A 25,315-nucleotide genomic window follows, 5' to 3' on the forward strand; every position below is an offset into this window, starting at 1 on the left:
TGGATCTGGTTGAATGCTCGGGACTGACTTTTCGTATCAACTGAAACCGAGAAGGATTGCCCTGCAACAGCACGCTCATCTGGAAATTGTAAGCCGCCATCATGCTTGACAACCAGCAGGTGGGCCGCGCGCAATGAGTGAGCTACGTATCAACGAAATGAGGGTTGCACTTCCTGAACGCACCCATGCCGAACTATATTTCATCGGATGTGTGAGAACGCCTTGGAAGACGCGGGCCGAGACACCTCGCCAGGGTGATCGGGCTGGTCCTGCTTGCGTCATTGATGTGGCCGCGCCGTGGCGCCATGCCTTGAAGGGTATCGAGCAATATGACCAACTCGAAATCCTATATTGGCTCCATGAAGCACCAAGGGATGTCGTTTTGCAAAGTCCAGCCGACGACGGATGGGTCCATGGCGCTTTTTCGCTCCGCTCTCCGGTCCGCCCCAATCCGATCGGTACGGCGATTGTGCAACTCATCGGCGTCAGCGATCATTATATCGCGGTGCGTGGGCTCGACTGTATCGACGGAACGCCTTTAATCGATATCAAACCTGAACGCTCATTGATCGAGCCAATTGCCAAGCCGAAGATGTCGGCAATGCGCATTGAATGACATCGAGCGACTGCTGACTTTGCATCAATATCCGGTTTCTTTTTAGACCACGCGATTGATGAGCGGTTCGCCTCTGTGAAGGCGCATAAGATTTTCCGCTACCCCTTGGGCAATATCACGCATTGAATTCCTGGTGATCCCGGCGATATGCGGCGTTGCAATCACATTGGGCAATGATAGCAATGGATCCCTGGGATCGAAGGGCTCCCTCCAGAAGACGTCAAGTCCTGCGCCCGCAAGGTGTCCGTCTTGAAGAGCGCTGAACAGGGCGTCATATTGCACAAGCCCCCCTCGCGCGACATTGACCAAAAGTCCGCCCTGCGGCATGGCGCGTAGCTCCGGCTCGCCTATCAGACCAGCGTTATTATCCGACTGTCGCAGACATGGGATTAGAATGTCCGTCTCCGCCAAACAGGTCAAGATCTCCTCGGTCGAGTAGCATGCATCCACATTGTAATTCTGAACCTTTGGCGCATTAGGATCCCTCGTTACACCGACAAGACGGACACCGAACGCCTTTAGGAGGCGAGAGAGGGGTAAGGCGATGGCGCCGAGACCGTATAGGCATACCGTTTGGCTGAAAAGAGGAGTGCCGACCGGAGCGCCAAGTTGGCCACCACGGACATTGAGTTGAGCCTCATTGACTTTGCGCAGTAAGGCGAGAACCAAAAGGACAGCGTGTTCTGCCACCGAATCCGCATTGCCACCAAATGCCGCGACGTTTGCAACGGCAACCTCCCGCCTGCGGGCATGGGAAAGATCAACGCCTTCCAACCCCGAGCCCCATTGTTGGATCAGGCGTGGTCGAGCTAGGTCGATAAGGTCAGCATCAATCTTGTGCATCATCGGGATCATGACGTCCGCGCGTTCAGGAATCTCTTTGTCACTTCCGTTCCATGCGACAATCTTGAAGTCTTGACCTTCAGGCAGCGCCTTGGACAGATAGTAGTGCACGTCTGGGAAAAACGATCCACACAGAACGATGTTCATCTCAATTTCCTTTTCAGGGATGTAGTATTCAGCGGCCGTCGTTGCCTAGTCGATAGCGACGGAAAAGCAATTTGGAGGGGAGGCTGCCGTGATCAGGCAGCTAATGCTGCACTTCTAAACTTGCCAGGCGTGGCACCCATAATGCTTTTATAGGTGCGGGTTAAGTGTGCCTGATCCGAGAATCCAACTGCGAACGAAACGTCGGCGATCGGCTGTCCGAGTCTCAGGAGCATGTGCGCGCGGCGGACTTTGGCCTGAAGCTGATATGAGTGAGGGGTCACACCAACAGAACGCTGGAAGGCGCGCAACAAACCCGGAAAGGGGGCAAACCTGCAATCAGCGACAGTTGGTCCAAAGTTATCTTTTCGGCGAGGTGTTCGTCGAGATAGTCTCTCGCACGGGTCACTGCAAGGGGTTCGTCGCCGTCCAGTTTCGGCATCTTGGTCGGCACCGCACTATGGCGCACCAGAAGACGTGCAATCACCACAGATATATATGTTTGACGCTCCAGGACGGACGAGCCTTGTTCTGCCCTTCTATGAAGAGCAAGCAGTTCACCTGAAAGTTCTGGATCCTCAAATGTGGGACCATCAAATTGGGGAAGCTCTGACACAGATCGATCCAAGATCTGCTCGGCGACAGAGATGATCGCACTTGGTAGAAGATGGATTGTTCGACATCTCCAGCCATCTTTGACCGCCGGCGCACCTTGATGGATCTCGTCGGAATTGATGAGGACGAAACTGCCGGCTTTAGCGATCCCCTCGGCTCTGCGGGTTTTCAGACGAATAGCGCCATCGATCACGAGACCAAGACTGAGCTCTTCGTGAGAGTGCGACGGATATGCGTGATGCGCATAAGCGCCTTTCAGCATCTCGGCGTCGTGTAGATCTGGTTCTCGCCAGACCTTGACGAAATTCTCGGCTGTCATGGTCGTCTACGTCCGTTTATCAACTTCGCATCTGTGATTATCTGCGGGTACTGCAAACAAGGCTGATAGATCTTGAAGATTCCTGCAGCCTCGCAAATCTTGGCACTTCCGATCTGAGCGAGATCGTCTGAATACGGCGTCTGCTGTAAATGTTAGACTTGATACAAAATGCATGGGGCAGCAAGCGCGATCGCCCGCCCTTGCTGCTTTCCAAATCGTGCTACAAGATGGTTCGGTTAAGATATCGAGCGCACCACACCGCCATCAACGCGTAGTGCAGCGCCTGTTGTCGCCGATGCCTGCTGCGAGCAGATGTAGACGACCATGTTGGCAATCTCTTCCGTTGAAGAAAAACGCCCAAGCAGCGATGTCGGACGGTTATTTGCCAGAAAGTCTTGCTCGACCTCATCGATCGTCTGTCCCGTCTGCCTTGCGATATTTTCAATCACGGCGCCGAATCCTTCAGATCGCGTCGGGCCGGGTAGAACGGAGTTAACGGTGACACCCGTGCGCCCGGCGAGTTCGGCGACGCCGCGAGAGATCGCAAGTTGAGCCGCTTTCGTCATTCCGTAATCGATCATTTCTTTTGGCGGGTTCAAGGCAGACTCACTGCTGATAAAGACAATACGACCCCAAGCGCGCTTCGTCATACCTGGCAAAAAGTGCTTCGTGAGGCGAACGCCACTCATCACATTGAGCTGGTACATGAACAGCCAGTCCTCGTCGGTGAGGTCGTCGAAGGACTTGAAGAGTGCAGCGCCGACGCTGTTGACCAGAATGTCAGCTTCCGGCACGGCTGCTGCCAGCTTTGCGGCGCCTTCAGCCGTGGCAAGATCAGACGTAACGCCGGTCAGGATTGCGGTCGGAACTGTCTGACGGATCGTTTCGATCGCTTTTTCAACCCGTTCTTCGCTGCGTCCGTTCACGACGACTTCAGCGCCTGCTGACGCAAGTCCTGTCGCAATACCAAGGCCAATGCCTGCAGTCGAGCCGGTCACGACAGCACGTTTTCCTGTAAGATCAATTTTCATGTGGGTCTCCTTTCTTTGTTCGATGAAGGAGAGATAATCCCGGAAAGACAGAGGCAGAAGGCGGGTCATTGTCCTTGCACTCGTTCCGGAAATTCACGAATGGCTTGGCCAATTCGGCATTTAAACACTCAGATCCGCCAAGCCGGTTGGATCTGTCGCGTTAAGTCGCCTGAGGTTTAGCGATCAGACATCTTAAAACAGTGGCGTCAGATCAGAACCTCGGTTGGTTCGCTGGTTATTCTCATGGCGCATATCCGCTCCTGACGATCAGAGTTCCATCAGGGCGCCACGGGCCGGACGCGATCCAACCCATCGTCGTTACAGCTGCAACTAACTCTTCCTAAACAGAAATTGCGCCGTAACCAGGCCGCGCCAGTTTGTCGCTCACGGCTCCGCGACTTGTTTTGTGATGATCTCTTATGGCTGAAACCAGATGATTGCGATGTCCGTGAATGCGTAAGCCCACGAGACCTAGGATCTCGCATAGAGGGAATGGTGGATTTTAATCGGAACTAGCGATCTGAACTCACCCTCCCATTCGTCGATCCGAAGCTCCTCGAATTTGTTTTGAACGGAAAGAGGATGCTGCCTTCCAGCACCCACGATGCAATCACGGGGATCATATGAGGGAAAATCTGCTTTGGTTGTTCCATCAACCGGTGAAGGTTCAACTTGAACAGTCGCGTGGAACGCCATGAAGTATCGAAGTGATATTGACGGTCTTCGGAGCGTGGCGGTTATCCCGGTTATTCTGTTTCACGCGAGCGTGCCAGGATTTTCCGGTGGATTCATAGGGGTCGATATATTCTTCGTCATCTCCGGATATCTCATAACGACGATCATAGACCAGGACCTGACCAGAGATCAGTTCTCGATTGCCCGTTTCTATGAACGAAGATTCCGCCGTATCCTTCCGGCTCTACTATTCGTGCTTGTTCTGACGACGATATCCGCATGGATTATCTTCCTCCCATCCTTCCTCAGAGACTACAATGCAAGCCTTGTTTCTGTTGGGACCTTCACATCGAACATCTACTTCTGGCGAAACTCTGGCTATTTCGACAACAGCGCCAACCTACGTCCTCTTCTTCATACATGGTCGCTTGCTGTTGAAGAGCAGTTTTACATCGGGATGCCGATCCTGATGATGATCACGAAGAGGATGGGGCAATCCTCGCGTTTGGCTCTTTTCGCCGTGATCGCAACTCTCTCGTTCGGCCTAAGTGTTTATGCAACATCAGTCGCACCGACGGCCAATTTCTTCCTCCTTCCAACGCGAAGTTGGGAACTCTTGGTGGGAGCTATCCTGGCTCTGACCGTCAATGGCGACAGACTTTCGTCGGTTGCACGCAATGTACTCGGCATCGCTGGACTGTGCATTACAGCACTGTGTGTGGGCTTCTATTCGGAGGCCACGCCCTTTCCTGGATTGGCAGCCATGCCACCGTGCATAGGCGCGGCCCTTCTCATTCTTTCAGGCCGATCGCAAAAAGCACTGTCTGCGAGACTTCTCTCCCTCCGTCCTCTCGTTTTCATCGGTAAGATTTCATATTCGCTCTATCTCATGCATTGGCCGGTCACTGTCTTCCTACGCTACCTCACGCTAGAAGAACCGACGCTTGGCGACGCTGCCTTTATCGTTCTTTTCGGCATGGTCCTGGCGATCATCTCATGGCGCTACGTCGAGCGACCATTCAGGCTACCGCATCGCACCTCACGCTCCTCCATCACGAACGCCACAGCCGTCTTGGCGATGATATTGGTCGCAGCGTTCGGCTACACGGCCGACAAATATGCCGGTGGATCTGACGGTTTTTCACGCTTCCAGGCTTCCATGTTCGATCGAGGCAAAATTGACGATGTGGCGGTGCCTGTTGGCAATCCGGTAGAGAACAATGACCATTCCTGGAGAAATGGCACTTGCTTCTTCGAGGACGACAATTCCTTCGAGAACTGGGATCCTCAAAAATGCATCTTGGCTGCTAACGGCGAGCCAAAAACGCTCCTTTGGGGCGATTCATATGCAGCACATTATGCGCCCGGCATTATGGCCAATGCTGGACATGTTGAGGGAACGATCTATCAGTACACCCAAGCTGGCTGCCCTCCAGTTCTTTCATATTATTCCTATGCGCGGCCTCGCTGCCGGGACTTTAATGCGAACGCAATTCAACTGTTGCAACGTTTCAATATATCCACCGTGATCCTTTCAGGGCGGTGGACTGATTTGCAACTTCGCGGGCTCGATGGCGTTCAGCAAACTATCGACACGCTGAGACAACGCAATATTCGGGTTATCGTCATAGGACAGTCACCTGTCTTCGTGACAAATGTTGACGTTATCGCCTTTCGCAAGGCCTTGCCCACGGACATGACGGCAAGCTGGAAGACAGTGATTCAACCCGATTTGAACTTAAAACTGCGCCGCCTGGTTCATGGCGCGGACTTCATCGATCCGATCGCGCTCGATTGCTCGAATGACATCTGCCCCTACATGGTTGATCAAAAATTGCTCTATTTCGACACCGGCCATTTTTCAAATTTCGGCAGTCGTCGCATGACGGGCCTGATGCTCGCCGCGCTGGGTGATCGCAAGTTCCCCTGAAGGCCCAACGCGCTTCCGATAATTGCTTTTCCGGTCCGGGCGAGGCGCGATCCAGATATTGCAATTGAACACTATGAATAAGCCGGTTGATTGCGTTCAGTGAGCGAAGTGTCTGGATACCAGACGGTCAAGCGTCGCGTGAACGGGAGCGCTAACGGCTGATGTAGGATGCAAGCTCTTCCGGCGTACCATGAGGGAAAGCCTGCTTTAGAAAAGCAAGGAACGCCGAAACACGTGCGCTCAGCAGGCGCCTTGATGGATAAAGCGCCCAAAGTGCAATCTCGGGTCCCTCCACCTCGCCCCAATGGACGAGAGTGCCGGCCGCAAGATCATTGATCACGAGCGAAATAGGCAAGCGAGCCGCACCGACACCGGCGCGAACGGCATCACGGATCATGATCAGCGACGATAAGGCAAGGACAGGATTAATGCGGATCACCTGCGATCCACGTGCCGTCAACATGGGCCATGACTGAAGGTCCGAACCTTGGCGGACCACGCCGGGCACCGGATGGTCGGCCTCTGGCCTTGCCAGATCTGGAGCAGCCACAATGACAAGACGGTCGCGCAAGAACGGTTTACCGACAAGGGTTTCATCCTGATCCGGATTGACACGGATGACAAGATCATAGCCCTCTTCGATCATATCGACCGGGCGGTCTTCCGTCGTGATCTCGAGCTTTACCTCCGGGTACTTCAAGGCAAAACCTGCAGCGATCTTGCCCATGGCCGTCTGCGACAAGAGAAGCGGTGCGCTGATCCGCAACTTTCCCCGTGGTTGTCCGGCTCCCGATGCAATGCTGGCTGCTGCTTCATCAAGTTCAGTGAGCAACGCAGCCGTACGCTCATGAAGTGCGCGTCCTTCTTCGGTGAGCTTCAGCTTGTGCGTGCCACGTTCAAACAGCCTGAGATCAAGCGCCGCTTCCAACTCCGTCACCCGGCGCGACAGCGTCGCCTTCGGCCGGCCTGAGGCTCTGGCTGCCTTTCCAAAGCCCCCATGGCGGGCAACAAGGTTGAAGTCAGCAAGCGCAACAAGATCCATTTTCGTTCCAATTATGAGACAAGGTGTTCAGATAAACCATCTATCGGCTCAATCATGAACCGCTCATATTCGGGGTGTCAAGATTAACAACCCCGGAGAAACTTCCATGACCATTCTCGTTACCGGCGCCACAGGCAACGTTGGCAGCCAAGTCGTCCATCACCTCGTCAACCATGGCGCCGACGTCAAGGCGCTGGTCCGCGATCCTTCCAAGGCCACATTCCCGGAGAGCGTCGCGGTTGTGAAAGGCGATTTCCTGGACGTTGACTCACTACGCGAAGCCTTGGAAGGCGTCACGACACTTTTCCTTCTCAACGCAGTTGCTCCCGACGAATTCACCCAGGCGTTGATCGCGCTGAATCTGGCGCGATCTGCCAGCATCGAGCGGATCGTCTATCTGTCGGTGATTCATCCCGACGTCTATGTCAACGTCCCGCACTTTGCCGGCAAGTTTGCTGTCGAGCGAATGATCGAGCACATGGGGCTGTCCGCGACGATCCTGCGCCCAGCCTACTTCGTTCAGAACGATCTGATGATCAAGGACGTCATCACTGGCTACGGCGTCTATCCGATGCCGGTCGGCGACAAAGGTCTGGCTATGATCGACGTGCGAGATATCGCGGAGATCGCCGCTCATGAACTGCTTCGGCGTGAACAGGCTGAACAGTCGCTTCCAATGACACGCATCAACCTCGTTGGACCCGATACGCTCACCGGCGCCGATATCGCAGCCATCTGGTCGGAGGTACTTTCGCGTCCCGTCCGCTATGGCGGAGGCGATACCCAGGCTTTTGAGCAGAACCTCAAGCAGTTCATTCCCGCCTGGATGGCCTATGACATGCGTATGATGGGCGAACGCTTCCTGACCGATGGAATGCTGCCTGATCACGGCGATGTCGAACGCTTAACCACGATCCTGGGTCGCCCGCTCCGCTCCTACCGAAACTTCGCGCGAGAAACTGCTGCCTCCCTTTGAGGCAGCGATCACCAGTTCCCTCTACCACACTCGACCTCACAAAGGACCGTCATCATGATCTACTCGACAGCAACCGTGCCAGTGAACCCGCAAGGTGAACTTAAACTTACGAAGGAACAGGTCTGGAAGGGGCTGGAGCTGAAGGCGCGCGACGCGCGCCTGTTTCTGCCACCCGGACTTTGCACCCGCTGCGATGTCGTGGAGGAGAGCGCGAGCCATTTCGTGCGGGAAGCCACGATCGCCGGGTCTGAGATCAGGGAGATCATTACCCTCGAACCGCAAAGCAAGGTCACATTTTTCCAGGCCAGCGGCCCGCGCGAAGGCGCCATCGTCAACGAGTTGTTCGAGGATGAGACTGGCGCTCTTCAGCTTCGCTTCTATTGCTACATCGGATTGCGCGGCGAGGAACCGAACGGTCCCGAAGAGCAGGCCGAACAAGCGCTGTTCGACAGCGACAAAGGTTATCGGTCGGCGCTCCTTTCAACACTGAAGCGGACCCGCGAACTTCTTGCGGAAAACCGGCTTTGATCACACCAATCGCGAACATAACCGGCGCAGCCTCTGATCGAGGCGCCCGCCTTCAAAGGATTGAGGCCATGAATTCTCCTGCTTCTGAAACGCAATCTCACTCTGTCCCGAAGATCCTCATCCTCGGCGCAACCGGTCCGACCGGCCGCCACATCGTCACTTACGCCCTCGAACGCGGTTATGATGTCACAGCGCTGGTGCGCTCACCGGAAAAGGCCGCGGACATGAAAGGTGTGAGGCTTGTCATCGGCGATGCTCGCGACGAGACCGCGTTGCGCAAGTCTCTTGCAGGTCGTGATACGGTCATTAGCGCGCTTGGCACGCCAGCGAGCCCGTTCAAGCAAGTGACCTTGCTTTCAACCGCCACTCGCGCGCTGGTGACCGCCATGAAGCTTGAAAACGTGCCGCGTCTGATTGCAGTGACCGGGATTGGCGCCGGCGACAGCGTCGGACATGGCGGTTTAATGTTCGATAAATTGATCTTTCCACTCTTGCTGAAGAAGGTCTATGCGGACAAGAACAGACAGGAAGCCATCATCGAAGAGAGCGGGTTGAACTGGACGATCGTCAGACCGTCTGTTCTCACCAACAAGCCGGGACGGGGCGCGATCCGAGCCTTGACCGATCTTTCCAATTTCCGTGGCGGCAGTATCGCCCGTGAGGATGTGGCAAAGTTTGTTCTTGACCAGATCAACACTGAGCTATGGATCAAGAAGTCGCCCCTCATCACGTGGTGAAGATGAATTTGGACAACGCAGTTCAGCCTCACCGCCGCTTGCGATTTACCCCCGACGCCAGACATTCGCCGGGGGCACTCAGCCTGGAAAGATTATTGACACCATTTTGCGTCGGTTCATTGCCATATGCCTTTATCGTTGGATCGTGCCGTGCATCGTTTCCAGATCGTATCCCCGCCAACGACCTTCCATAGCTGGAATTCCACAGGACAGGCATTTCTATCTGCGCTGGCGCGAAAGCCGAGCACCTCGTCCGTTTTCGAATGCCTTGAACATGGGCCTCCACGACGACTTTCTGTCAAAAAAGTATCTAAGAAATACCCGCACTGATGTAGATAGCCCGGAACTAGCGGGCTATCGTCTTGGACAACATCAGATCTGCAAAGTTGGAGGTTTGCAGAATTCGCCAAGCGGCGGCTGATGTTTTGGTGAGGAGCAACAATGCAACCCGATTTGGAACTGGTGCACATCCGCAAAGGGGAGTCCTTTGCTGCGTGGAAGCATGGTTATCCGTTCCGCACGGTTCGGTGGCACTATCATCCGGAATTTGAAATTCACCTCGTTGTGGCTACAACGGGCAGGTTCTACATCGGCGATCACGTCGGGCGCTTCGAGCCGGGTCAACTGATCATGACAGGACCAAATCTTCCGCAGAACTGGATCTCCGAGATCGGTCCAGGCGAGGTCGTTCCCACGCGGGGTCTTGTTATCCAGTTTCCAGAAAAATTCATTCAGGATTGCATCGCTGGAATGCCTGAAATGCTGGCCGTCTCGCCACTCCTCGAGCGCAGTCGCAGAGGCCTCTTGTTCGATCATGAAACCGGCGCTCAGCTCAGGCCTTTGATGGAGCGTCTGATCGATGCACACGGACTGGTCCGACTTGCGATCTTCTGCGAGATACTCGACGTTCTCGTGCGTGCGCCGGAGCCTGAAGTTCTGGCAAGCCTCAGCTACGAACTCGATCTTTCCCACATCAACGACGTAGGAGTTAATCGCGCCATAGCATACCTGCGTGAACATCTGACCGATGACGTCGACGAGCGGGAGCTTGCCGATCTCGTGGGCCAGAGCCCGAGTTCATTTTCAAGGGCTTTCAAGCGGCACACCGGGACGACACTGGTTCGCTATAAGAACCAGCTGCGGGTCGATCTTGCCTGCATGATGCTCCTGACGCAACCTGAGGTTAAGGTTGCCGAAGTCTGCTATGAGATCGGCTTTTCGAACGTATCGAACTTCAACAGACACTTCCTGAAGCAAAAAGGAATGTCGCCTTCGCAATTCCGCGCAACCTTTGCTGCCAATGAGGAGCTGCAGGCGGCGGAATAGCAAGTCAGCACACGTTATTGCCCACAAAGGGCGTCGTCATTCGGGGGCATGGTGCCGCCCGGAACCGGACAGGCTTTACCTGTCGTCATCCTCGGGAGGAAGACTGAAATGAAGAAGACGTTGACAGCACTGTCGATCGCGGCCCTGATGCTGAGCACGGCGCCTGTGATGGCCCAGCAGGCCAAGCTGAAGATCGGCATGACATTCCAGGAGCTGAACAACCCCTATTTCGTATCCATGCAAGAAGCGCTCAACGAAGCCGCAAAGAGCATCGGCGCCGAGGTCATCGTGACCGATGCCGGTCATGACGTTGCCAAGCAGATTTCCGACGTCGAGGACATGCTGCAAAAGAAGATCGACATCTTGCTGCTTAATCCGACGGATTCGGCCGGTGTCGAGGCTGCCGTGAACGAAGCCAAGGCACAGGGTGTCATCGTTGTTGCCGTAGATGCCAATGCGAGCGGTCCTGTCGACACCTTCGTCGGCTCGAAGAACAAGGATGCTGGCTACCAGTCCTGCCAATATCTCGCAAAGTCCCTGAACGGTCAGGGCGAAGTTGCGATCCTCGACGGAATTGCCGTCGTTCCGATCCTGCAACGCGTCGAAGGCTGCAAGCAGGCACTGGCTGAATTCAGTGGCATCAAGCTCGTCGATACGCAGAACGGCCGACAGGACCGGTCAGTTGCTCTCGGCGTTGTTGAAAATCTCATCCAGTCACATCCGAATCTCAAAGGCATCTTCTCCGTCAACGACGGCGGTGCAATGGGTGCGCTCGCCGCGATCCAAGGGTCGGGCAAGGATATCAAGCTGACCTCGGTCGACGGTGCTCCCGAAGCGGTCAAGGCAATCGCCGACGGCGGTCCTTTCATCGAGACAACGGCTCAGTTCCCGCGCGACCAAGTCCGCGTCGGTCTTGCTATGGCGCTTGCGCAAAAGTGGGGCGCTCGGGTCGTGCCCAAAGAAGTGCCGATCGACGTGAAGCCCGTCACCAAGGAAAATGCTTCCGGCTTCAGCTGGTAGGCGCCGTTCCCGTCCCCGCCACAGTGGCGGGGACGATCCATCCATTTCGAATGCGGGGCACGCGCAATGCTGGAACTCAGTGGCATCAAGAAGAGCTTCGGCAGGATTGAGGTTCTGCACGGCGTCGATCTTTCGGTCCGTAGTGGTGAGATCCATGCGCTTCTCGGTGAGAACGGCGCCGGCAAATCAACGCTGACAAAAATTCTCTGCGGGATCCTCCAGCCCAGCGAGGGAGAGATCCGCCTTGAAGGCAAGATGCATAAATTCACCGATTACAACGATGCAATTGACCACGGCATCGGCGTGGTTTTCCAGGAATTCTCGCTCATTCCCTATCTGACTGCAGTCGAAAACATGTTTCTCGCGCGGGAAATCCGCAACTCCGTCGGCCTTTTGAAGCGTGCCGCTATGCGCAAGCGCGCGGCCGAAATCATGCAGCAGCTTGGCATCGCCATTCCACTCGACGTACCGATCCGTTCGCTGTCGGTGGCGGAACAGCAATTTGTCGAGATCGCCAAGGCATTGGCGCTTAACGCGCGCATCCTAGTTTTGGATGAGCCGACCGCAACGCTGACGCCGGCGGAAGTCGAACATCTCTTCAAGGTCATGCGCGGTCTGCGCGAGCAGGGCGTCGCCATCATTTTCATTTCTCATCACCTGGATGAGATCTTTGAGATCTGCGACCGCATCACGGTTCTGCGCGACGGAGAGTTCGTCGCCTCCTGCCCCATTAGCGAGGTCGATCAGGATCGACTGGTCGAGATGATGGTCGGACGCCGGATCGAGAGCAGCTTTCCAGCCAAGCCTGCCATCCCCCCGGATGCGCATGTCGTCCTCGATGTGCAAGCCGTCCAGCTCAGAAGAAATGGCCCAATCTCCAGCTTTCAACTTCGGCAGGGTGAGATCCTCGGTTTTGCCGGGCTTGTCGGCTCCGGCCGCACCGAAACCGCGCTGGCCATGATAGGCGCCTACGCGGCGGCGCGCTGCAAACTTTTGCTGAATGGCGTCGAGACCCGTTTTGCGGATCCCGCTGAGGCTTTGATGGCGGGCATTGGCCTCTTACCGGAGAGCCGCAAGGAACAAGGGTTGATCACCAGCTTTTCCATCTTGCAGAACGTATCGATCAATAACTACGGCAAGTATCTTTTCGGCCACTTCTTCATCAACCGCACCAAGGAACTGGAAGACACGGTTTCGGCGATGAAGCAGGTGCAGGTAAAGGCGCAGGGGCCGATGGCCCGTGTCGATACTCTTTCCGGTGGAAACCAGCAGAAGGTCGTCATTGCTCGCTGGCTAAACCACAATATGAAGGTCCTGATCTTCGACGAACCGACCCGCGGTATCGATGTCGGCGCCAAAGCCGAAATCTACCAGCTGATGCGCGAGTTCACCGCGCGGGGCTATTCCATCATTATGATCTCATCGGAGCTGCCTGAAGTGATCGGCATGTCGGACCGCGTTTGCGTCTTCCGCTCAGGCGGCATCGTTGCGACTGTTGAAGGTGCTGCGATCAATTCGGAAGAGATCATGATGCATGCAACAACCGGGAGGAATAAAAATGTCGCATGATGCGGTTGCTGAGCCCGTCAGCGGAACGAAAAATGCCGGCGCCGTTCTGTGGAAGTCTGTAATCCACTCACCGCTCGCCCTGCCGCTCGCGGGCCTTGTGGTCGTCTCGATATTGATGGGCTTCGCATCGGACAGCTTCTTCTCCGTTTCGAACATTCTTAATGTCCTGCGGCAGGTTTCCGTTGTCGCGGTTCTTGCCGTCGGCATGACGTTTGTCATCCTAACGGGAGGAATCGATCTATCCGTCGGCGCGGTCATGGCGCTGGCAGGTACAATGGCAGCCGGCGTGATGGTGCATCTTGGCATGCCCGGTTGGGTCGGGCTTTTGGCAGGGGTCGGTATCGGCTTCGGACTCGGGCTCTTCAACGGCCTGATGGTTGCATGGGGAAAAATGCCGTCGATCATCGTGACGCTCGCAACGATGGGCATTGCTCGCGGGATTGGCCTCATCTATTCCGGCGGCTATCCTATCTCGGGCCTGCCATCGTGGATTTCATGGTTCGGCGTCGGACGGGTCGGCATCATTCCGGTGCCCGTCATCATCATGGTCATCATCTACGCCATTGCTTGGGTCATCCTGCAAAGAACGCCCTTTGGTCGCCACGTCTACGCAATCGGCGGAAACGAGCTGGCTGCAAAATTGTCGGGCGTGAAGACCGCAAGGATCAAGATCGCAGTCTATACCATCTCCGGCGTCACATCGGGCCTTGCAACCATCATCCTCACTGGCCGTCTGATGTCCGGTCAACCGAATGCCGGCGTCGGGTTCGAGCTCGACGCGATTGCGGCCGTTGTTCTTGGCGGAACGGCGATAGCCGGCGGCCGCGGCCTGATTATCGGAACGCTTATCGGGGCTGTGCTGCTCGGTATCCTCAGCAATGGCCTGAACCTGATGGGGATCAATCCCTACCTGCAGGACATCATCCGCGGCTTCATCATCCTTCTTGCTATCTACATCGCCCGCGAATGGCGCTGAACCTCAATCCTAGACAAACCACAGGAGAACAAAATGTCTGAATCGCTTGCGGGCAAGATTGCCGTCATCACGGGCGCCGCCTCCGGTATTGGCCTAGCCACTACGCAAAAACTCCTCTCCCTCGGCGTCACTGTCGTCATGGTCGACTGGAACGAGGCAAAGCTCAGCGAACTCGTTGCCGAGTTTGGGGACAAGGCGATCGCGCAGGTCACCAACTTGCTCGATGCTGAGAGCTGTGCCGCGATGATCCCGGAAATCCTCAAGAAGGTCGACCACATCGATATTCTTTATTGTAACGCAGGAACCTATATCGGCGGCGACCTGACCGAGACCACGAGCGAGGCCATCGACAAGATGCTGAACCTCAACGTTAACGCAGTGATGAAGAACGTCCATGCCGTGGTGCCACACATGACCGCACGCAAAACCGGCGATATCGTCGTCACCTGCTCGATCGCAGGACATTTCCCGACCTATTGGGAGCCAGTCTATGCATCCTCGAAATGGGCTATCACCTGCTTCGTTCAAACCATGCGTCGACAGATGATCCCGCATGGCGTGCGCGTTTCGCAGGTGTCGCCAGGCCCTGTCGTTTCTGCACTGCTCGCAGACTGGCCGGAAGAGAATCTGCGCAAGGCAAAGGAATCCGGCAGCCTTATCGATCCGGAAGAGATTGCCGACGCGATTGAATACATGTTGACCCGCAAGCGCACCGTCACGATCCGTGACATGCTGGTGCTGCCAACCAATTTCGATCGCGTTTAAGAAAATCTCGAGCGGTGTCTTGCGCAGCGAAGGCACCGCCTAGGATAACTCCAGGTCTTCACATTGAATCTTAAGGGAGAAGACAAAATGCAATTCACCGGCAAAACCGTCATCATAACCGGCGCTGGCAAAGGGATTGGCCGCGCATGTGCAAAGGTGATGGCTGAACGCGGTGCCGAAGTCATTGCGCTCAGCCGAACCTCTTCAGACCTAGAGAGTCTACGCGCTGAGGTCGGCGGCCGCTCGATCGCTGTCGATCTTGCCGATACTGCCGCTACGCGTGCCGCAATGCGGCAAGCTGGCACTGCCGATTTCCTCATCAATAGTGCCGGCATCAATGTTCTTGAATCCAGCTTTGATATGAGCGAGGCGGGATATGAGGCTGTCATGGGGATCAATCTGCGCGCAGCTTTGATCACCTGCCAGGAGTTCGGTCGAGCCCGTGTGGCCGCTGGCGGAGGCGGAGCAATCGTCAACATCACATCGATTGCTGGCCATCGAGGCTTTCCGGATCATCTGTGCTATGCCGCCTCAAAGGCTGGCCTTGAGGGGGCGACGCGCGTCTTGGCCAAGGAGTTCGGCCCCTTCGGCATCAGGGTCAACGCAGTAGCACCGACCATTACCCTGACGGAGCTCGCGCTGAGAGCTTGGAGTGATCCCGAAAAGTCGGAGCCAATGATGGTGCGTCATCCGATCGGCCGTTTTGCCGAAGTTGACGATGTGGCGCGGACGATCGCTATCTTGTTGTCATCGGATGCACAAATGGTAACTGGCACGGTTTTAAGCGTTGACGGCGGATTTCTCGCGACCTGACGCCCGCCGAAGCAAGCGATCAAGATCGCGCCTTTGCCAGCAGACATCCTTTGCGATGTCCAACACAGACGTTTCATGTCTGCTTGCTGTCATAGGACGAAGTCGAGTTCACCATGATCAATCAGGTAGAAGACCCGAACCCCGATAGCTCTCGATCATCGTATCGAAGAGCGAAATGTCAGAACGGCTGCGGGCAAGAAGTTGAGCTCCTGCGACGGCGGCGAAGATCGCCCGCGCCCGTGCCTCGCTGTTTTTCTCATCGGTAATGCCGGCATCGATAAGCCGCTGTGCAAGCCAATCGACATTGACGTCGGCAAAGGTCTGCACCTCTTTGCGGACAGGTTCGGGAAGATCATCGTATTCAGCCCCTAGGAAACTCCCAAGGCATAGGCGGTTGCCATTTTCCAGCGACATGCGGAATGTCTCCGGATAGGTTCGCAGACTAGCCCTTGGATCGCCATTCTTTTCAGCAACCTCTTCTAGCCAAGCCTTTGTATCCTGCCAGTATCGGGCGGCGATGGCGGCGGCGAGATCGGCTTTACTTGGAAAGTGATGATAGATACTGGCGGCCTTGATACCGACCGCGGCGGCAAGTTCACGCATGTTGAGGCCGCCATAGCCATGCGCCTGCGCGCTCAGCCGTCCCGCCGCCAGAATAGCCTCCCGTCCACTTCCGTTCATGCCATGCCTCTCCGCAAAACTAACAATTGTTAGATAGGGATTGACGTTCGCCTTGTAAAGCTCTAATTCAAGCTAACCTACCAACTGTTAGTTAGAGAGAACCAATGATCAACGAATTGATCTACTCAGATGCGACTACGCTTGCTGAACTCGTCCGCACGAAAGAGGTCTCCCCTGTCGAAATCATGCAGGCCCACCTTGAGCGCATCGAGGCCGTCGATCCGCAAATCAACGCGATCGTCACGATCTCCGAGAATGCGCTGGACGCTGCTCGGCAGGCGGAGGCGGCTGTTATGGCAGGTGAAGACCTGGGGCCGCTTCATGGCGTGCCGTTCACAGTTAAGGATTCGATTGATACCAAGGGTGTGCTCACTCAACGTGGGTCGCCCATCTTCAAAGGGCGAAAACCGGACCGAGACGCAACGAGCGTCTCACGCATGAAAAAGGCTGGCGGCATTCTGCTCGCCAAAACCAACCTCCCGGAATTTTCTTACTGGATCGAGAGCGACAACCTCCTTACCGGGCGCTCCAACAATCCTTGGGATCTCGAGCGTACGCCCGGCGGATCGAGCGGAGGCGAGTCAGCGGCGATCGCCGCGGGGATGTCACCTCTTGGCCTTGGAACCGATCTTGCCATTTCGGTCCGCGGTCCCGCAGCGCAGACCGGTATCACTTCGATGAAGGCAACCCACGGCCGGGTACCGATGACAGGCATCTGGCCGCGCACACCGCGTCGTTTCTGGCATGTTGGACCAATGGCACGCTCCGTGCGTGACATAGCCCTCGCCTTTTCGCAGATGGCGGGACCGGACGGGCAAGACGCATTTGCATCAAGCTCCGTTCCTTACGACAACGGGATTGGCCGTCAGCCATACCGACAGCTCCGCATCGGCTGGATGGTCGGACCCGGCTTCGGACCGGTCGATCCGCAGGTCGCCGCAACAGTTAAGGCGGCGGCAGATGCTCTTAGGGATGTCGGACTTTCGGTGGAGCATGTCGGCATCCCCGCCTTAGAAAAGGACTTTGCCCTCGACGTCTTCAACCGTCTCCACGTTATGGAGATGAAGCCGGCTTTCCGTGAGACAGTCGCCGGACATCAGGACGACGAAATTTACAAGATGGCAAAGACGATGCTTTCGCTGCCCGACACTTCGATGGCGGACTACGTCGACGCAGAACAGGCCGCCGAGCGCCTTCGGGACGGCTATGCTGATTATTTCTCCCGATATGATGCACTCATCACACAAGTTCTGCCCATCGCTGCACATAAGCACGGCGTGAACGAATTTGTCATCGACGGTCAAAGGGTGGACGCGACCTACCTGCAGGGTGCGACCGTGCCATTGAACGTTACAGGCCTGCCCGGCATCTCTATGCGGTTCGGCACCAGTCAGGAAGGATTGCCGATCAACGTCCAGATCGTCGGAAAATGGCAAGCTGAATCAACCATCCTGCACGTCGCTTCCCTGCTGGAAAGCGTCAGCCCGACACGCGACTTGCATCCCGAGCTCTCATCCTGACATCTACCCGGCATGGCCTTCTGCAACAGGTAGGCCATGATCCTTCGCCACGTCTGCGATCAAAGACCGTAGCCACCTATGCGCGGGGTCACTGCGATAGCGGACATGCCAGGCGAGCTCGACAGGAAAAGTCCCGAGATCGACGGGCGCCGGCAGCACCTTCAGCCTTTCATCGCGCGCCAACCTCTGACAGATCAGGCTTGGCAGGGTCGCACAATAGTCGCTGACGGCGACCATCTCTGGAACCGCGAGGAAGTGCGTCACCGATACGGCTACTTCGCGTTTTAGCCCACGCTGCTGGAGCGCTTGGAACAGTCCCGTGCGGATCCTTCCAGGCGGCAGCACGTTGACGTGCCTCAGCCCCTCGTACAGCTCCTGGGTCAGCTTATCCTTCACATCCGGATGATCCTTCCGTACCACGCAAGCGAGACTGTCATCCATCAGATGCTGCACAACCATGTTGTCGGGCGGATCGACAATCCTGCCCAGCACCATCTCGGTTGCGCCTGAAACGGCGCCAGTCTCAACCAGATCATTTCCGAACGGGATTAATCGCAGCCGTACTCCCGGTGCGATATCGCGCAGCCGGGAGACGATCTCTGGCATCAAGGCGAATTCGACATAGCTGTTGGGAGCGATCGTGAACTGTCGCGTCGCTTGTCCCGGATCAAATTCCTGTTGGCCACCGATCGCTTCGTCAAGGGCGGAGAGTGCGGCGCGTATGGTCGGTGCGAGATCCTCAGCCATCAGAGTCGGCTTCATTCCGTATCGCTCACGGATGAAGAGCGGATCCTTGAGTGTGTCCCGAAGGCGATTGAGCGCATTGGACAGAGCCGGCTGCGTCATACCAAGCCGTTCAGCAGCGCGTGTGACGTTGCGCTCGTCCATCATGGTGACAAAGACAGGCAGTAGGTTCAGATCGTACTTCATCAAGTTATATTGCTGACGGTATATCTTAAATCAATAAGATAAATTTTCCGAATGATCCATTCCAAGGCAGTATGGGCTCATCCAAAACCGGACAGATCGAAAGGATCGAGACAATGAATATCTTGATGGTTCTTACCTCGCATGACGAACTTGGCGACACTGGCCGCAAGACCGGCTTTTGGCTGGAAGAATTCGCCGCTCCCTACTACGCCTTTCTCGAGGCAGGCGCGACCGTCACCGTTTCATCACCAAAGGGTGGTCAGCCGCCGCTGGACCCAAAGAGCGACGAGCCCAACTTTCAGACCGAGCAAACTCGCCGCTTTAATGCAGATCCGGCCGCACAAGCGGTGCTCGCCTCGACGTTGCCGCTTGCCTCTATTTCACCGCAAGATTACGACGCGGTTTTCTACCCGGGCGGCCATGGCCCGCTCTGGGACCTAGCTGAAGACAAGGATTCGATTACGCTCATCGAATCCCTCTACCGCTCCGGAAAGCCGGTCGCTTTCGTCTGCCATGCTCCTGGCGTGCTTCGCCACGTCAAAGCCGCAGATGGTACGCCACTTGTTCACGGCAAGAAGGTTACCGGTTTCAAGAACACCGAAGAAGACGGTGTCGGCCTAACGAATATCGTGCCTTTCCTTGTTGAGGATGTTCTGAAGCAAAATGGTGGCATCTACTCGAGCGGTCCCGACTGGTCGTCTTATGCCGTTCAGGATGGCCACCTAATAACCGGGCAAAATCCCGGCTCCTCCATCGAGACAGCGCGCATTCTCATCAGCGCCCTGCAAAGCCCAAAAGCTGCCTGAATGTGATAAAGGTGGGATGTCGGCGCTTGCCGACACCTACCCCGCCCCATTGATGCACGCGCTTTGCTTCTAAGTTGCCCGGGCGGTCTTTACGCGCTGGAGGTGGTCGACTTGAAGCAGTGATCGTTTTGCGCCCTAGAAGCAAGCTACCATTGCTGTCATACCTCTTCCCTTGTGACGTCTATTGCATCTCTTAGGTTCCTGCTCTCTCCTTACGATGCGAAGGTGCCAAAAGCCGCTTGGATATCAATTTCGCCAGACGCCGAGTTCGGAGGCCGGATAAAGGTGCTGTGGCCCTGTTCCACCAGAAAGCCCTGAAATGCAGCTCCGGCGACTTTCCATTCAGTCACTTGAAGCAAGATCCTCAATCGCTCGCTAAATCTCGTCGATCATTTCGATACAGAAATCGATGAAGGCGCGCACCTTAGCCGGCACATGGTGGCGGGAAGGTTGAAAGCAATAGAGCGGGAAGGTTTCATCCGGCCAATCTGGATAGAGCTCGACCAGCTGCCCGCTGTCGAGAAATGGCTTCATGCCGAGCGACAAGACCTGCGCTATTCCGATCCCAGCCAGACACGTCGCGAGCGTCGTCCCGGCGTCATTGACGAGGATGCGGCCCTGCGTCTCGATCGGCACCACCTTCTTGCCGCGCCGCAGCTCCCATTCGAACGGCCGGCTGGTTAACGGGTCTTGATATTGAATGCAGGTATGGTGGGCAAGATCCTGCGGCAGCTGCGGCGCGCCATGTTTCGCAAGATAGGAGGGCGCAGCAACGGTGATAATCCGCGTGCGAAATAGCTGTCGGGCAATCAGCGCGCTCTTTCCCGGAAGTTCTCCGAAACGGACCGCCACATCCATGCCATCGGCGACGAGATCGCCGATTTCGTTGCGGGCAACGACCTCGATCTGCAGATCAGGATAGCGATCGAGAAAAATGCCAAGCTTCGGCGCAAGGATCAGACGAGAGAAATAGGGATCGACATTAATCCGCAATCGACCCCGCACTGCCTGTGTCGTTCCGACGACAAAGGCGGCCGCTTCCTCGATGCCGCCAAGAAGCGGAACCACCTGCTCGTAGAAACGAGCGCCCTCATCGGTGAGGCGCAATGACCGGGTTGTCCGATCGAGAAGGCGCACACCGATCCGGCTCTCAAGCCGTGCCACCGCCCGGCTGACGCCCGACGCCGTCAACCCCAACGCTTCAGCCGCACGGGCAAAACTGCCGCTTTGCACAACAGCCGCCAGTACGCTCACTCCGTTCAGCAATCGCCCGTCGAACATCGTCTCATTCCTGATTTTATGTCACGGAGTATCTGACAACAGCGCAGTTCAGTCAAAGACCGATTCCCTGCATCTTGTGGCCTACGCGGCACAAGCCGCCGTCAAAAGGAGTTAGGACATGTTTGCTGTCACCGGAATAACAGGCCAGGTTGGCGCTGTCGTCGGAGCCAAATTATTGGAGCGTGGATTGCCTGTTCGTGCCATCATGCGCGATGTGCAAAAAGCAACGAGCTGGCGCGAACGCGGTGCGGAGATTGCAACGGCAGACATGACGGATGCCGCAGCGCTTGCCGCATCCTTCACGGGAGCTGAAGCAATTTTCCTCTTAATTCCGCCGGTTTTCGATCCCGCTCCAGGCTTTCCACAGGTAAAGATGATTATTGAAGCGTTGAAAACGGCTTTGCTGAAGGTTGCACCGAAGAAGATCGTCTGTCTCTCCACGATCGGTGCTCAAGCAAAGGAAGAAAATCTGCTCACACAACTTGGCCTCGTTGAGCAAGCACTGTTCGAGCTTCCGGTGCCCATCGGCTTTCTCCGGGCGAGTTGGTTCATGGAAAATTCGGCATGGGACATTGCCCTAGCGAGCAACGGCGTCATGCCAAGCTTTCTGCAGCCGCTTGATAAACCCGTTCCAATGGTCAGCGTTCTTGACGTCGGCGCCGTCGCGGCTGAGATGCTGGAAGAAAATTGGACCGGCAAGCGCATCATCGAATTGGAAGGTCCTTCCCGGATCACGCCACTGCAGATGGCCGAAGCTTTTTCCACCGTGCTCGGCCGGCCCGTGCATGCCGAAGCGATCGAACGAGGTGGCTGGGAGAACTTGTTTCGCAGTCAGGGCATGCAGAACCCCAGCCCGCGGATGCGTATGCTCGACGGCTTCAACGAAGGCTGGATTGAATTTGAAGGCAGCAAAGCCGAGCAGCGCAAGGGAAAAACCACTTTCGAAACGGCAATTCGCGCATTGATGGAATGCCATGGACAGTAAGGCCACGGCATCGACGTCATCGCGGCCCGTTGCACATCACAATCGCTGGATGCTATCGCCCCAAAGCGCAAGGAGGGCTCTAGGATGGTCAAACACGGCTAGGACTCGATACATTCGGCAACTTCGTGAACGTCAAGAAAGTCAACAGGACGCTGGTCTTCTTCGAATCCAATGCGGCAACCTATATTGTTGGCAGTCAGCTCTGTACCGACGGCGGTTTGAGCTAGCTTTATCGACGTCACACTTTTCAAGGGAGCACAACATGCAGATTGACCTCACGGGCAAAAAGGCCTTGGTGACAGGCTCGACGGAGGGCATTGGCTATGCAATAGCCGGCCAGCTCGCCGGCGCTGGTGCCGACGTCATCGTCAATGGCAGGTCTGAGGACAAAACCGCAAAGGCCGCCGCGCGGCTGAAGAGCGAAGGCGCCAGGGGCAACGTCGAGGCGGTGGCGGCCGATCTTGCCACGTCCGAAGGTTGTGCGGCACTGGTAACGAAGGTGCCTCATGTCGACATCCTCATCAACAATGCCGGGATCTTCCAGCCGGGTGACTTCTTCGATACCCCGGACGACGTTTGGGATCGTCACTGGCAGGTAAATGTCATGTCGGCTGTGAGGCTTTCTCGCGCCTATCTTCCCGGCATGGAGAAGAGAAAATGGGGACGCGTCATCTTTATTGCATCGGAATCTGGCTTTAACATTCCAGTCGAGATGATCCACTACGGCGTTAGTAAGACCGCGGACATCGCCGTCGCACGCGGGCTTGCCAAGCGCATGGCCGGGACAGGGGTCACCGTCAACTCGGTTCTTCCTGGTCCCACTTTGTCGGAGGGCGTCGCGGCGATGCTTACCGAGGCGCGTGAAAAGTCTGGAAAATCTATCGAGGAGGTTGCCGCGGACTTCGTCAAACAGCACCGGGGTGGCTCTCTCATCCAACGGGCTGCCAGTGTCGACGAGATCGCAAACATCGTCACTTATCTGGCGTCGCCGCTTGCATCGGCAACCACGGGCGCCGCGATGCGGGTCGATGGCGGCCTCATCGACACGCTTTGAGCTTGTGGATCAGCGGGAAAGCCTCTGCGCCATATGGAGGCTTTCCTCAAATCACGTTCCAACCACAAGATGCTGCTCTTCGACATTCCGGCTGGTTTCTCGCTATGCGGTCGATGTTACCCAACCTTTTGTAGCCTGATCTGTCCATTGATTACCGCCATCAAACCAAAGACGAAACAAACAGCGACCATTCCTTGAACCGCGCGGCCCTGAAGACGTTTCCACGGCATAAGGAGACTTTAAAATGCCCGGAACGTTCAGCACCGTCTATCTAGTCGCTTTCGACCTTGACGACAGAAATTACCCTGTAAGATCCTTCAAACCACGCATCGCCGCGAGCCAGCAGGCCGCGATCGAGGAAGCTCGAAGCCTGGCCGACCAGTACGCGGGCGTCGTCGCATGGAAGCGCGAGGGCAATCCAGTGGTCGGTGAAGAAGGCGAACCGGAAGTCGTCTTCCAGTCCGGCAAAATCGGAGATTTCGCTTAGGCGATCATTCGGCTGGCGCCGCGTTCGGTGATTTCTCCTACCATCGCGGCGATGACATCGACGCCATACGGCTTCTGAACGAAGATGGCATCGCCCGGCAGCTCGCTATTACTAAGTTGATGTCTTCCCGAGGCAATGATGACGGGTACATTCATATGAGTGGATGAGATCATCCTTGCGAGATCAAGACCGCTCAGGCCTCCAGGCATATCAACATCCGTGACGACTGCGTCCACCTTGCGCTGTCCGAGAATGGCAACCGCTTCGAGTACGTTTGTTGCCTCGACGACATCATAGCCTTCTTCGGCAAGTGTGTCTGCAAGCACCATCCTGATCAAATATTCGTCTTCGACGATGAGAACCGTACGCTGATACATGGCATTCTCCGCTTCGTGGCTACGAGATCAACTCGCTTGTCCAGATTTAGATCGCCCCTCACCGTGCAGTATTTGCCAACATATTTAATAAAATGCGAACGAAGGCTATCATTCTATCCGTCAGCAAATTGAAATGGCGTGTCGGTAAGGGTCAAAAGCGTCCCATTTGTTCGTAGTCCGCTTAAGTCCGGTCCGTCTTACCCATTTCCATCGGGCACCACCATGTCCGTAGAAGGCCCTTGGCCGATCTTTATTGACGACATCTAGCCCGATGAATCTATAGATCATCGGCTTCAAGAGCCGCCGTTCATCTGCGGCTGAGCGTGTCTGTTTAGATCAAACGCTGAGTTGGATATGATCTTGAGAGTTTCAGGCAATCGCGTGCTTGTGAAGCAATAAACGAATTGCCTCGTCTTGTTCTTTATTCGGCAGAAGGGCCGGCTGACGGCTCGCCCCTACGGACGGATCCTGGAGGTAGAGCGACCGTTTCACCATGGCCGGCGCAAAGCCCAGGGCATAGAGATCTCTTCGGAATGCGCTAAACAGTGCTTGCTGGCGTTCCGCTTCAGCCAAATTGCCGGCGTTGAAAGCGCTCAAAATGCCAGCAAGTACGTCCGGCATGGCATTACCAAGCCCAGAGATGCAGCCGGCGGCGCCGTTTCCCAGCGCCCATAGAACAAGGTGATCGGGCCCGGAATAGACCTCAAAGCCTGGATTACCCTTCGAAACTTGTAAATAGGCTTCGAGCGTCTGCTGCGCACCTCCTGAATCCTTGATCCCGGCAATGTTCCCGTGCTTGGCGAGCCTGTCAGCGGTCTGTGGCTCGATATGGTTTTGGGTCCGTGCGGGAATATCGTAGAGGTAAATCGGCGTTCCAACCGCATCGGCGATCGCACTGAAGTGACGGATGAGACCGTCTTGGGTACAGGCGATGAAGAATGGGGTGATTACGGCAATTCCATCCACACCAATGCGGTCGAATTCGCGTGCAAGCTTGATCGTCTCGAATGTGGCTGGCATTCCTGCGTTCACGATCACCCGCGCGCGTCCGCCCACCTCATCGACGACTTCCTCGGTCAATTTGATTTTTTCCTCGAACGTCAGCGCTGTAAAGTCGCCATTGGTACCGGCGCACATAATGTTGTTGCCAGCAGCGACCTGTCGCCGAACCTGGGCGCGCGTTGCTTCGAAATTAATCGTCTCGTCTTCGTTGAAGCAGGTCACGAGCGCGACAAAAGCGGACTTTGACATAAGGAGACTCCAGTCAAG

Annotated in this window: 26 protein-coding genes; 16 read left to right on the forward strand and 10 right to left on the reverse strand. The window is 56.0% G+C overall.

The window, feature by feature from the left end; genetic code table 11:
• Positions 1 to 133: 133 nt before the first annotated feature.
• The gene (gene tsaA, locus VQ830_RS17670; RefSeq protein WP_337269466.1) at positions 134 to 616 is read left to right on the forward strand and encodes a tRNA (N6-threonylcarbamoyladenosine(37)-N6)-methyltransferase TrmO; all 483 of its coding nucleotides are present in this window, start codon (positions 134 to 136) and stop codon (positions 614 to 616) included.
• A 42-nt stretch (positions 617 to 658) separates the two neighbouring features.
• Here the strand turns inward: tsaA and VQ830_RS17675 are convergent, their stop codons facing one another.
• From VQ830_RS17675 to VQ830_RS17685, 4 genes are all read right to left on the reverse strand, one after another.
• Positions 659 to 1,606: a 2-hydroxyacid dehydrogenase gene (locus VQ830_RS17675; RefSeq protein WP_337269467.1), complete on the reverse strand. Its 948-nt coding sequence runs from the start codon at positions 1,604 to 1,606 to the stop codon at positions 659 to 661.
• Positions 1,607 to 1,698: 92 nt separating this feature from the next.
• The gene (locus VQ830_RS28815) at positions 1,699 to 1,887 is read right to left on the reverse strand and encodes a helix-turn-helix domain-containing protein (protein WP_438618142.1); all 189 of its coding nucleotides are present in this window, start codon (positions 1,885 to 1,887) and stop codon (positions 1,699 to 1,701) included.
• On the reverse strand, positions 1,884 to 2,537 hold the full coding sequence (locus VQ830_RS17680; protein WP_337269468.1) for an AraC family ligand binding domain-containing protein: 654 nt from the start codon (positions 2,535 to 2,537) through the stop codon (positions 1,884 to 1,886). Before VQ830_RS17680 ends, VQ830_RS28815 begins: the two co-directional genes overlap by 4 nt.
• A gap of 236 nt (positions 2,538 to 2,773) precedes the next feature.
• On the reverse strand, positions 2,774 to 3,568 hold the full coding sequence (locus VQ830_RS17685) for an SDR family NAD(P)-dependent oxidoreductase (RefSeq protein WP_337269469.1): 795 nt from the start codon (positions 3,566 to 3,568) through the stop codon (positions 2,774 to 2,776).
• A 694-nt stretch (positions 3,569 to 4,262) separates the two neighbouring features.
• On the opposite strand from VQ830_RS17685, the gene VQ830_RS17690 reads away from it, so the two are divergent.
• A complete protein-coding gene (locus VQ830_RS17690) occupies positions 4,263 to 6,173 on the forward strand; it encodes an acyltransferase family protein (protein ID WP_337269470.1) in 1,911 nt (636 codons plus the stop codon).
• Between the two features lie 151 nt (positions 6,174 to 6,324).
• Here the strand turns inward: VQ830_RS17690 and VQ830_RS17695 are convergent, their stop codons facing one another.
• Positions 6,325 to 7,215, reverse strand: a complete 891-nt coding sequence (locus VQ830_RS17695) for a LysR family transcriptional regulator (RefSeq protein ID WP_337269471.1) — start codon at positions 7,213 to 7,215, stop codon at positions 6,325 to 6,327.
• A gap of 106 nt (positions 7,216 to 7,321) precedes the next feature.
• Between VQ830_RS17695 and VQ830_RS17700 the strand changes: the two genes are divergently transcribed.
• The 9 genes from VQ830_RS17700 to VQ830_RS17740 all read left to right on the forward strand — a co-directional run bounded on the left by VQ830_RS17700 (position 7,322) and on the right by VQ830_RS17740 (position 15,925).
• Complete coding sequence (locus tag VQ830_RS17700) at positions 7,322 to 8,191, forward strand: SDR family oxidoreductase (protein WP_337269472.1); 870 nt, start codon at positions 7,322 to 7,324, stop codon at positions 8,189 to 8,191.
• Positions 8,192 to 8,245: 54 nt separating this feature from the next.
• Positions 8,246 to 8,719 (forward strand): AtaL-like protein, encoded by a 474-nt coding sequence (locus VQ830_RS17705; protein WP_337269473.1) that lies wholly within the window; start codon positions 8,246 to 8,248, stop codon positions 8,717 to 8,719.
• A gap of 68 nt (positions 8,720 to 8,787) precedes the next feature.
• Entirely contained in the window at positions 8,788 to 9,456 is a 669-nt protein-coding gene (locus tag VQ830_RS17710; RefSeq protein WP_337269474.1) for an NAD(P)-dependent oxidoreductase, read from the forward strand.
• Positions 9,457 to 9,897: 441 nt separating this feature from the next.
• A complete protein-coding gene (locus VQ830_RS17715) occupies positions 9,898 to 10,782 on the forward strand; it encodes an AraC family transcriptional regulator (protein ID WP_337269475.1) in 885 nt (294 codons plus the stop codon).
• A 108-nt stretch (positions 10,783 to 10,890) separates the two neighbouring features.
• Positions 10,891 to 11,802 (forward strand): ABC transporter substrate-binding protein, encoded by a 912-nt coding sequence (locus VQ830_RS17720; RefSeq protein ID WP_337269476.1) that lies wholly within the window; start codon positions 10,891 to 10,893, stop codon positions 11,800 to 11,802.
• Positions 11,803 to 11,868: 66 nt separating this feature from the next.
• Positions 11,869 to 13,371, forward strand: coding sequence for a sugar ABC transporter ATP-binding protein (locus VQ830_RS17725; RefSeq protein WP_337269477.1), 1,503 nt, complete (start codon positions 11,869 to 11,871; stop codon positions 13,369 to 13,371).
• Positions 13,361 to 14,347: an ABC transporter permease gene (locus VQ830_RS17730; protein WP_337269478.1), complete on the forward strand. Its 987-nt coding sequence runs from the start codon at positions 13,361 to 13,363 to the stop codon at positions 14,345 to 14,347. Before VQ830_RS17725 ends, VQ830_RS17730 begins: the two co-directional genes overlap by 11 nt.
• A 33-nt stretch (positions 14,348 to 14,380) precedes the next feature.
• Complete coding sequence (locus VQ830_RS17735; RefSeq protein ID WP_337269479.1) at positions 14,381 to 15,112, forward strand: SDR family oxidoreductase; 732 nt, start codon at positions 14,381 to 14,383, stop codon at positions 15,110 to 15,112.
• A gap of 87 nt (positions 15,113 to 15,199) precedes the next feature.
• Positions 15,200 to 15,925: an SDR family oxidoreductase gene (locus VQ830_RS17740; RefSeq protein WP_337269480.1), complete on the forward strand. Its 726-nt coding sequence runs from the start codon at positions 15,200 to 15,202 to the stop codon at positions 15,923 to 15,925.
• Between the two features lie 117 nt (positions 15,926 to 16,042).
• On the opposite strand, the gene VQ830_RS17745 is transcribed toward VQ830_RS17740, so the two are convergent.
• The gene (locus VQ830_RS17745) at positions 16,043 to 16,606 is read right to left on the reverse strand and encodes a TetR/AcrR family transcriptional regulator (RefSeq protein WP_337269481.1); all 564 of its coding nucleotides are present in this window, start codon (positions 16,604 to 16,606) and stop codon (positions 16,043 to 16,045) included.
• A 104-nt stretch (positions 16,607 to 16,710) separates the two neighbouring features.
• On the opposite strand from VQ830_RS17745, the gene VQ830_RS17750 reads away from it, so the two are divergent.
• Positions 16,711 to 18,126 (forward strand): amidase, encoded by a 1,416-nt coding sequence (locus tag VQ830_RS17750; protein ID WP_337269482.1) that lies wholly within the window; start codon positions 16,711 to 16,713, stop codon positions 18,124 to 18,126.
• 3 nt (positions 18,127 to 18,129) lie between these two features.
• On the opposite strand, the gene VQ830_RS17755 is transcribed toward VQ830_RS17750, so the two are convergent.
• On the reverse strand, positions 18,130 to 19,056 hold the full coding sequence (locus VQ830_RS17755) for a LysR family transcriptional regulator (protein ID WP_337269483.1): 927 nt from the start codon (positions 19,054 to 19,056) through the stop codon (positions 18,130 to 18,132).
• Positions 19,057 to 19,169: 113 nt separating this feature from the next.
• Between VQ830_RS17755 and VQ830_RS17760 the strand changes: the two genes are divergently transcribed.
• Entirely contained in the window at positions 19,170 to 19,862 is a 693-nt protein-coding gene (locus VQ830_RS17760; protein WP_337269484.1) for a type 1 glutamine amidotransferase domain-containing protein, read from the forward strand.
• Between the two features lie 375 nt (positions 19,863 to 20,237).
• On the opposite strand, the gene VQ830_RS17765 is transcribed toward VQ830_RS17760, so the two are convergent.
• Positions 20,238 to 21,143: a LysR family transcriptional regulator gene (locus VQ830_RS17765; RefSeq protein WP_337269485.1), complete on the reverse strand. Its 906-nt coding sequence runs from the start codon at positions 21,141 to 21,143 to the stop codon at positions 20,238 to 20,240.
• Between the two features lie 118 nt (positions 21,144 to 21,261).
• Here VQ830_RS17765 and VQ830_RS17770 point away from each other — a divergent pair, with 118 nt between their 5' ends.
• From VQ830_RS17770 to VQ830_RS17780, 3 genes are all read left to right on the forward strand, one after another.
• Positions 21,262 to 22,128: an NmrA family NAD(P)-binding protein gene (locus VQ830_RS17770; RefSeq protein WP_337269486.1), complete on the forward strand. Its 867-nt coding sequence runs from the start codon at positions 21,262 to 21,264 to the stop codon at positions 22,126 to 22,128.
• A 262-nt stretch (positions 22,129 to 22,390) separates the two neighbouring features.
• Complete coding sequence (locus VQ830_RS17775) at positions 22,391 to 23,182, forward strand: SDR family NAD(P)-dependent oxidoreductase (protein ID WP_337269487.1); 792 nt, start codon at positions 22,391 to 22,393, stop codon at positions 23,180 to 23,182.
• Positions 23,183 to 23,426: 244 nt separating this feature from the next.
• Entirely contained in the window at positions 23,427 to 23,669 is a 243-nt protein-coding gene (locus tag VQ830_RS17780) for a hypothetical protein (RefSeq protein ID WP_337269488.1), read from the forward strand.
• Here the strand turns inward: VQ830_RS17780 and VQ830_RS17785 are convergent.
• Positions 23,666 to 24,046, reverse strand: a complete 381-nt coding sequence (locus VQ830_RS17785; protein WP_337269489.1) for a response regulator — start codon at positions 24,044 to 24,046, stop codon at positions 23,666 to 23,668. The two genes, VQ830_RS17780 and VQ830_RS17785, sit on opposite strands and share 4 nt — an antisense overlap.
• 369 nt (positions 24,047 to 24,415) lie before the next feature.
• Positions 24,416 to 25,297: a dihydrodipicolinate synthase family protein gene (locus VQ830_RS17790; RefSeq protein WP_337269490.1), complete on the reverse strand. Its 882-nt coding sequence runs from the start codon at positions 25,295 to 25,297 to the stop codon at positions 24,416 to 24,418.
• Positions 25,298 to 25,315 lie beyond the last annotated feature (18 nt).

The organism is Oryzifoliimicrobium ureilyticum (assembly GCF_037199735.1).
Classification (GTDB): domain Bacteria; phylum Pseudomonadota; class Alphaproteobacteria; order Rhizobiales; family Rhizobiaceae; genus Rhizobium; species Rhizobium ureilyticus.

Excerpts from the sequence above, each read along its gene's own strand:
- VQ830_RS17690 (WP_337269470.1), top strand. The coding sequence starts at position 4,263 with ATGAAGTATCGAAGTGATATTGACGGTCTTCGGAGCGTGGCGGTTATC.
- tsaA (WP_337269466.1), top strand. The coding sequence starts at position 134 with ATGAGTGAGCTACGTATCAACGAAATGAGGGTTGCACTTCCTGAACGC.
- VQ830_RS17705 (WP_337269473.1), top strand. The coding sequence starts at position 8,246 with ATGATCTACTCGACAGCAACCGTGCCAGTGAACCCGCAAGGTGAACTT.
- VQ830_RS17695 (WP_337269471.1), bottom strand. The coding sequence starts at position 7,215 with ATGGATCTTGTTGCGCTTGCTGACTTCAACCTTGTTGCCCGCCATGGG.
- VQ830_RS17675 (WP_337269467.1), bottom strand. The coding sequence starts at position 1,606 with ATGAACATCGTTCTGTGTGGATCGTTTTTCCCAGACGTGCACTACTAT.
- VQ830_RS17785 (WP_337269489.1), bottom strand. The coding sequence starts at position 24,046 with ATGTATCAGCGTACGGTTCTCATCGTCGAAGACGAATATTTGATCAGG.
- VQ830_RS17720 (WP_337269476.1), top strand. The coding sequence starts at position 10,891 with ATGAAGAAGACGTTGACAGCACTGTCGATCGCGGCCCTGATGCTGAGC.
- VQ830_RS17700 (WP_337269472.1), top strand. The coding sequence starts at position 7,322 with ATGACCATTCTCGTTACCGGCGCCACAGGCAACGTTGGCAGCCAAGTC.
- VQ830_RS17780 (WP_337269488.1), top strand. The coding sequence starts at position 23,427 with ATGCCCGGAACGTTCAGCACCGTCTATCTAGTCGCTTTCGACCTTGAC.
- VQ830_RS17765 (WP_337269485.1), bottom strand. The coding sequence starts at position 21,143 with ATGTTCGACGGGCGATTGCTGAACGGAGTGAGCGTACTGGCGGCTGTT.
- VQ830_RS17710 (WP_337269474.1), top strand. The coding sequence starts at position 8,788 with ATGAATTCTCCTGCTTCTGAAACGCAATCTCACTCTGTCCCGAAGATC.
- VQ830_RS17730 (WP_337269478.1), top strand. The coding sequence starts at position 13,361 with ATGTCGCATGATGCGGTTGCTGAGCCCGTCAGCGGAACGAAAAATGCC.
- VQ830_RS17770 (WP_337269486.1), top strand. The coding sequence starts at position 21,262 with ATGTTTGCTGTCACCGGAATAACAGGCCAGGTTGGCGCTGTCGTCGGA.
- VQ830_RS17735 (WP_337269479.1), top strand. The coding sequence starts at position 14,381 with ATGTCTGAATCGCTTGCGGGCAAGATTGCCGTCATCACGGGCGCCGCC.
- VQ830_RS17790 (WP_337269490.1), bottom strand. The coding sequence starts at position 25,297 with ATGTCAAAGTCCGCTTTTGTCGCGCTCGTGACCTGCTTCAACGAAGAC.
- VQ830_RS17740 (WP_337269480.1), top strand. The coding sequence starts at position 15,200 with ATGCAATTCACCGGCAAAACCGTCATCATAACCGGCGCTGGCAAAGGG.
- VQ830_RS17725 (WP_337269477.1), top strand. The coding sequence starts at position 11,869 with ATGCTGGAACTCAGTGGCATCAAGAAGAGCTTCGGCAGGATTGAGGTT.
- VQ830_RS17715 (WP_337269475.1), top strand. The coding sequence starts at position 9,898 with ATGCAACCCGATTTGGAACTGGTGCACATCCGCAAAGGGGAGTCCTTT.
- VQ830_RS17760 (WP_337269484.1), top strand. The coding sequence starts at position 19,170 with ATGAATATCTTGATGGTTCTTACCTCGCATGACGAACTTGGCGACACT.
- VQ830_RS17685 (WP_337269469.1), bottom strand. The coding sequence starts at position 3,568 with ATGAAAATTGATCTTACAGGAAAACGTGCTGTCGTGACCGGCTCGACT.
- VQ830_RS17680 (WP_337269468.1), bottom strand. The coding sequence starts at position 2,537 with ATGACAGCCGAGAATTTCGTCAAGGTCTGGCGAGAACCAGATCTACAC.
- VQ830_RS17775 (WP_337269487.1), top strand. The coding sequence starts at position 22,391 with ATGCAGATTGACCTCACGGGCAAAAAGGCCTTGGTGACAGGCTCGACG.
- VQ830_RS17745 (WP_337269481.1), bottom strand. The coding sequence starts at position 16,606 with ATGAACGGAAGTGGACGGGAGGCTATTCTGGCGGCGGGACGGCTGAGC.
- VQ830_RS17750 (WP_337269482.1), top strand. The coding sequence starts at position 16,711 with ATGATCAACGAATTGATCTACTCAGATGCGACTACGCTTGCTGAACTC.
- VQ830_RS17755 (WP_337269483.1), bottom strand. The coding sequence starts at position 19,056 with ATGAAGTACGATCTGAACCTACTGCCTGTCTTTGTCACCATGATGGAC.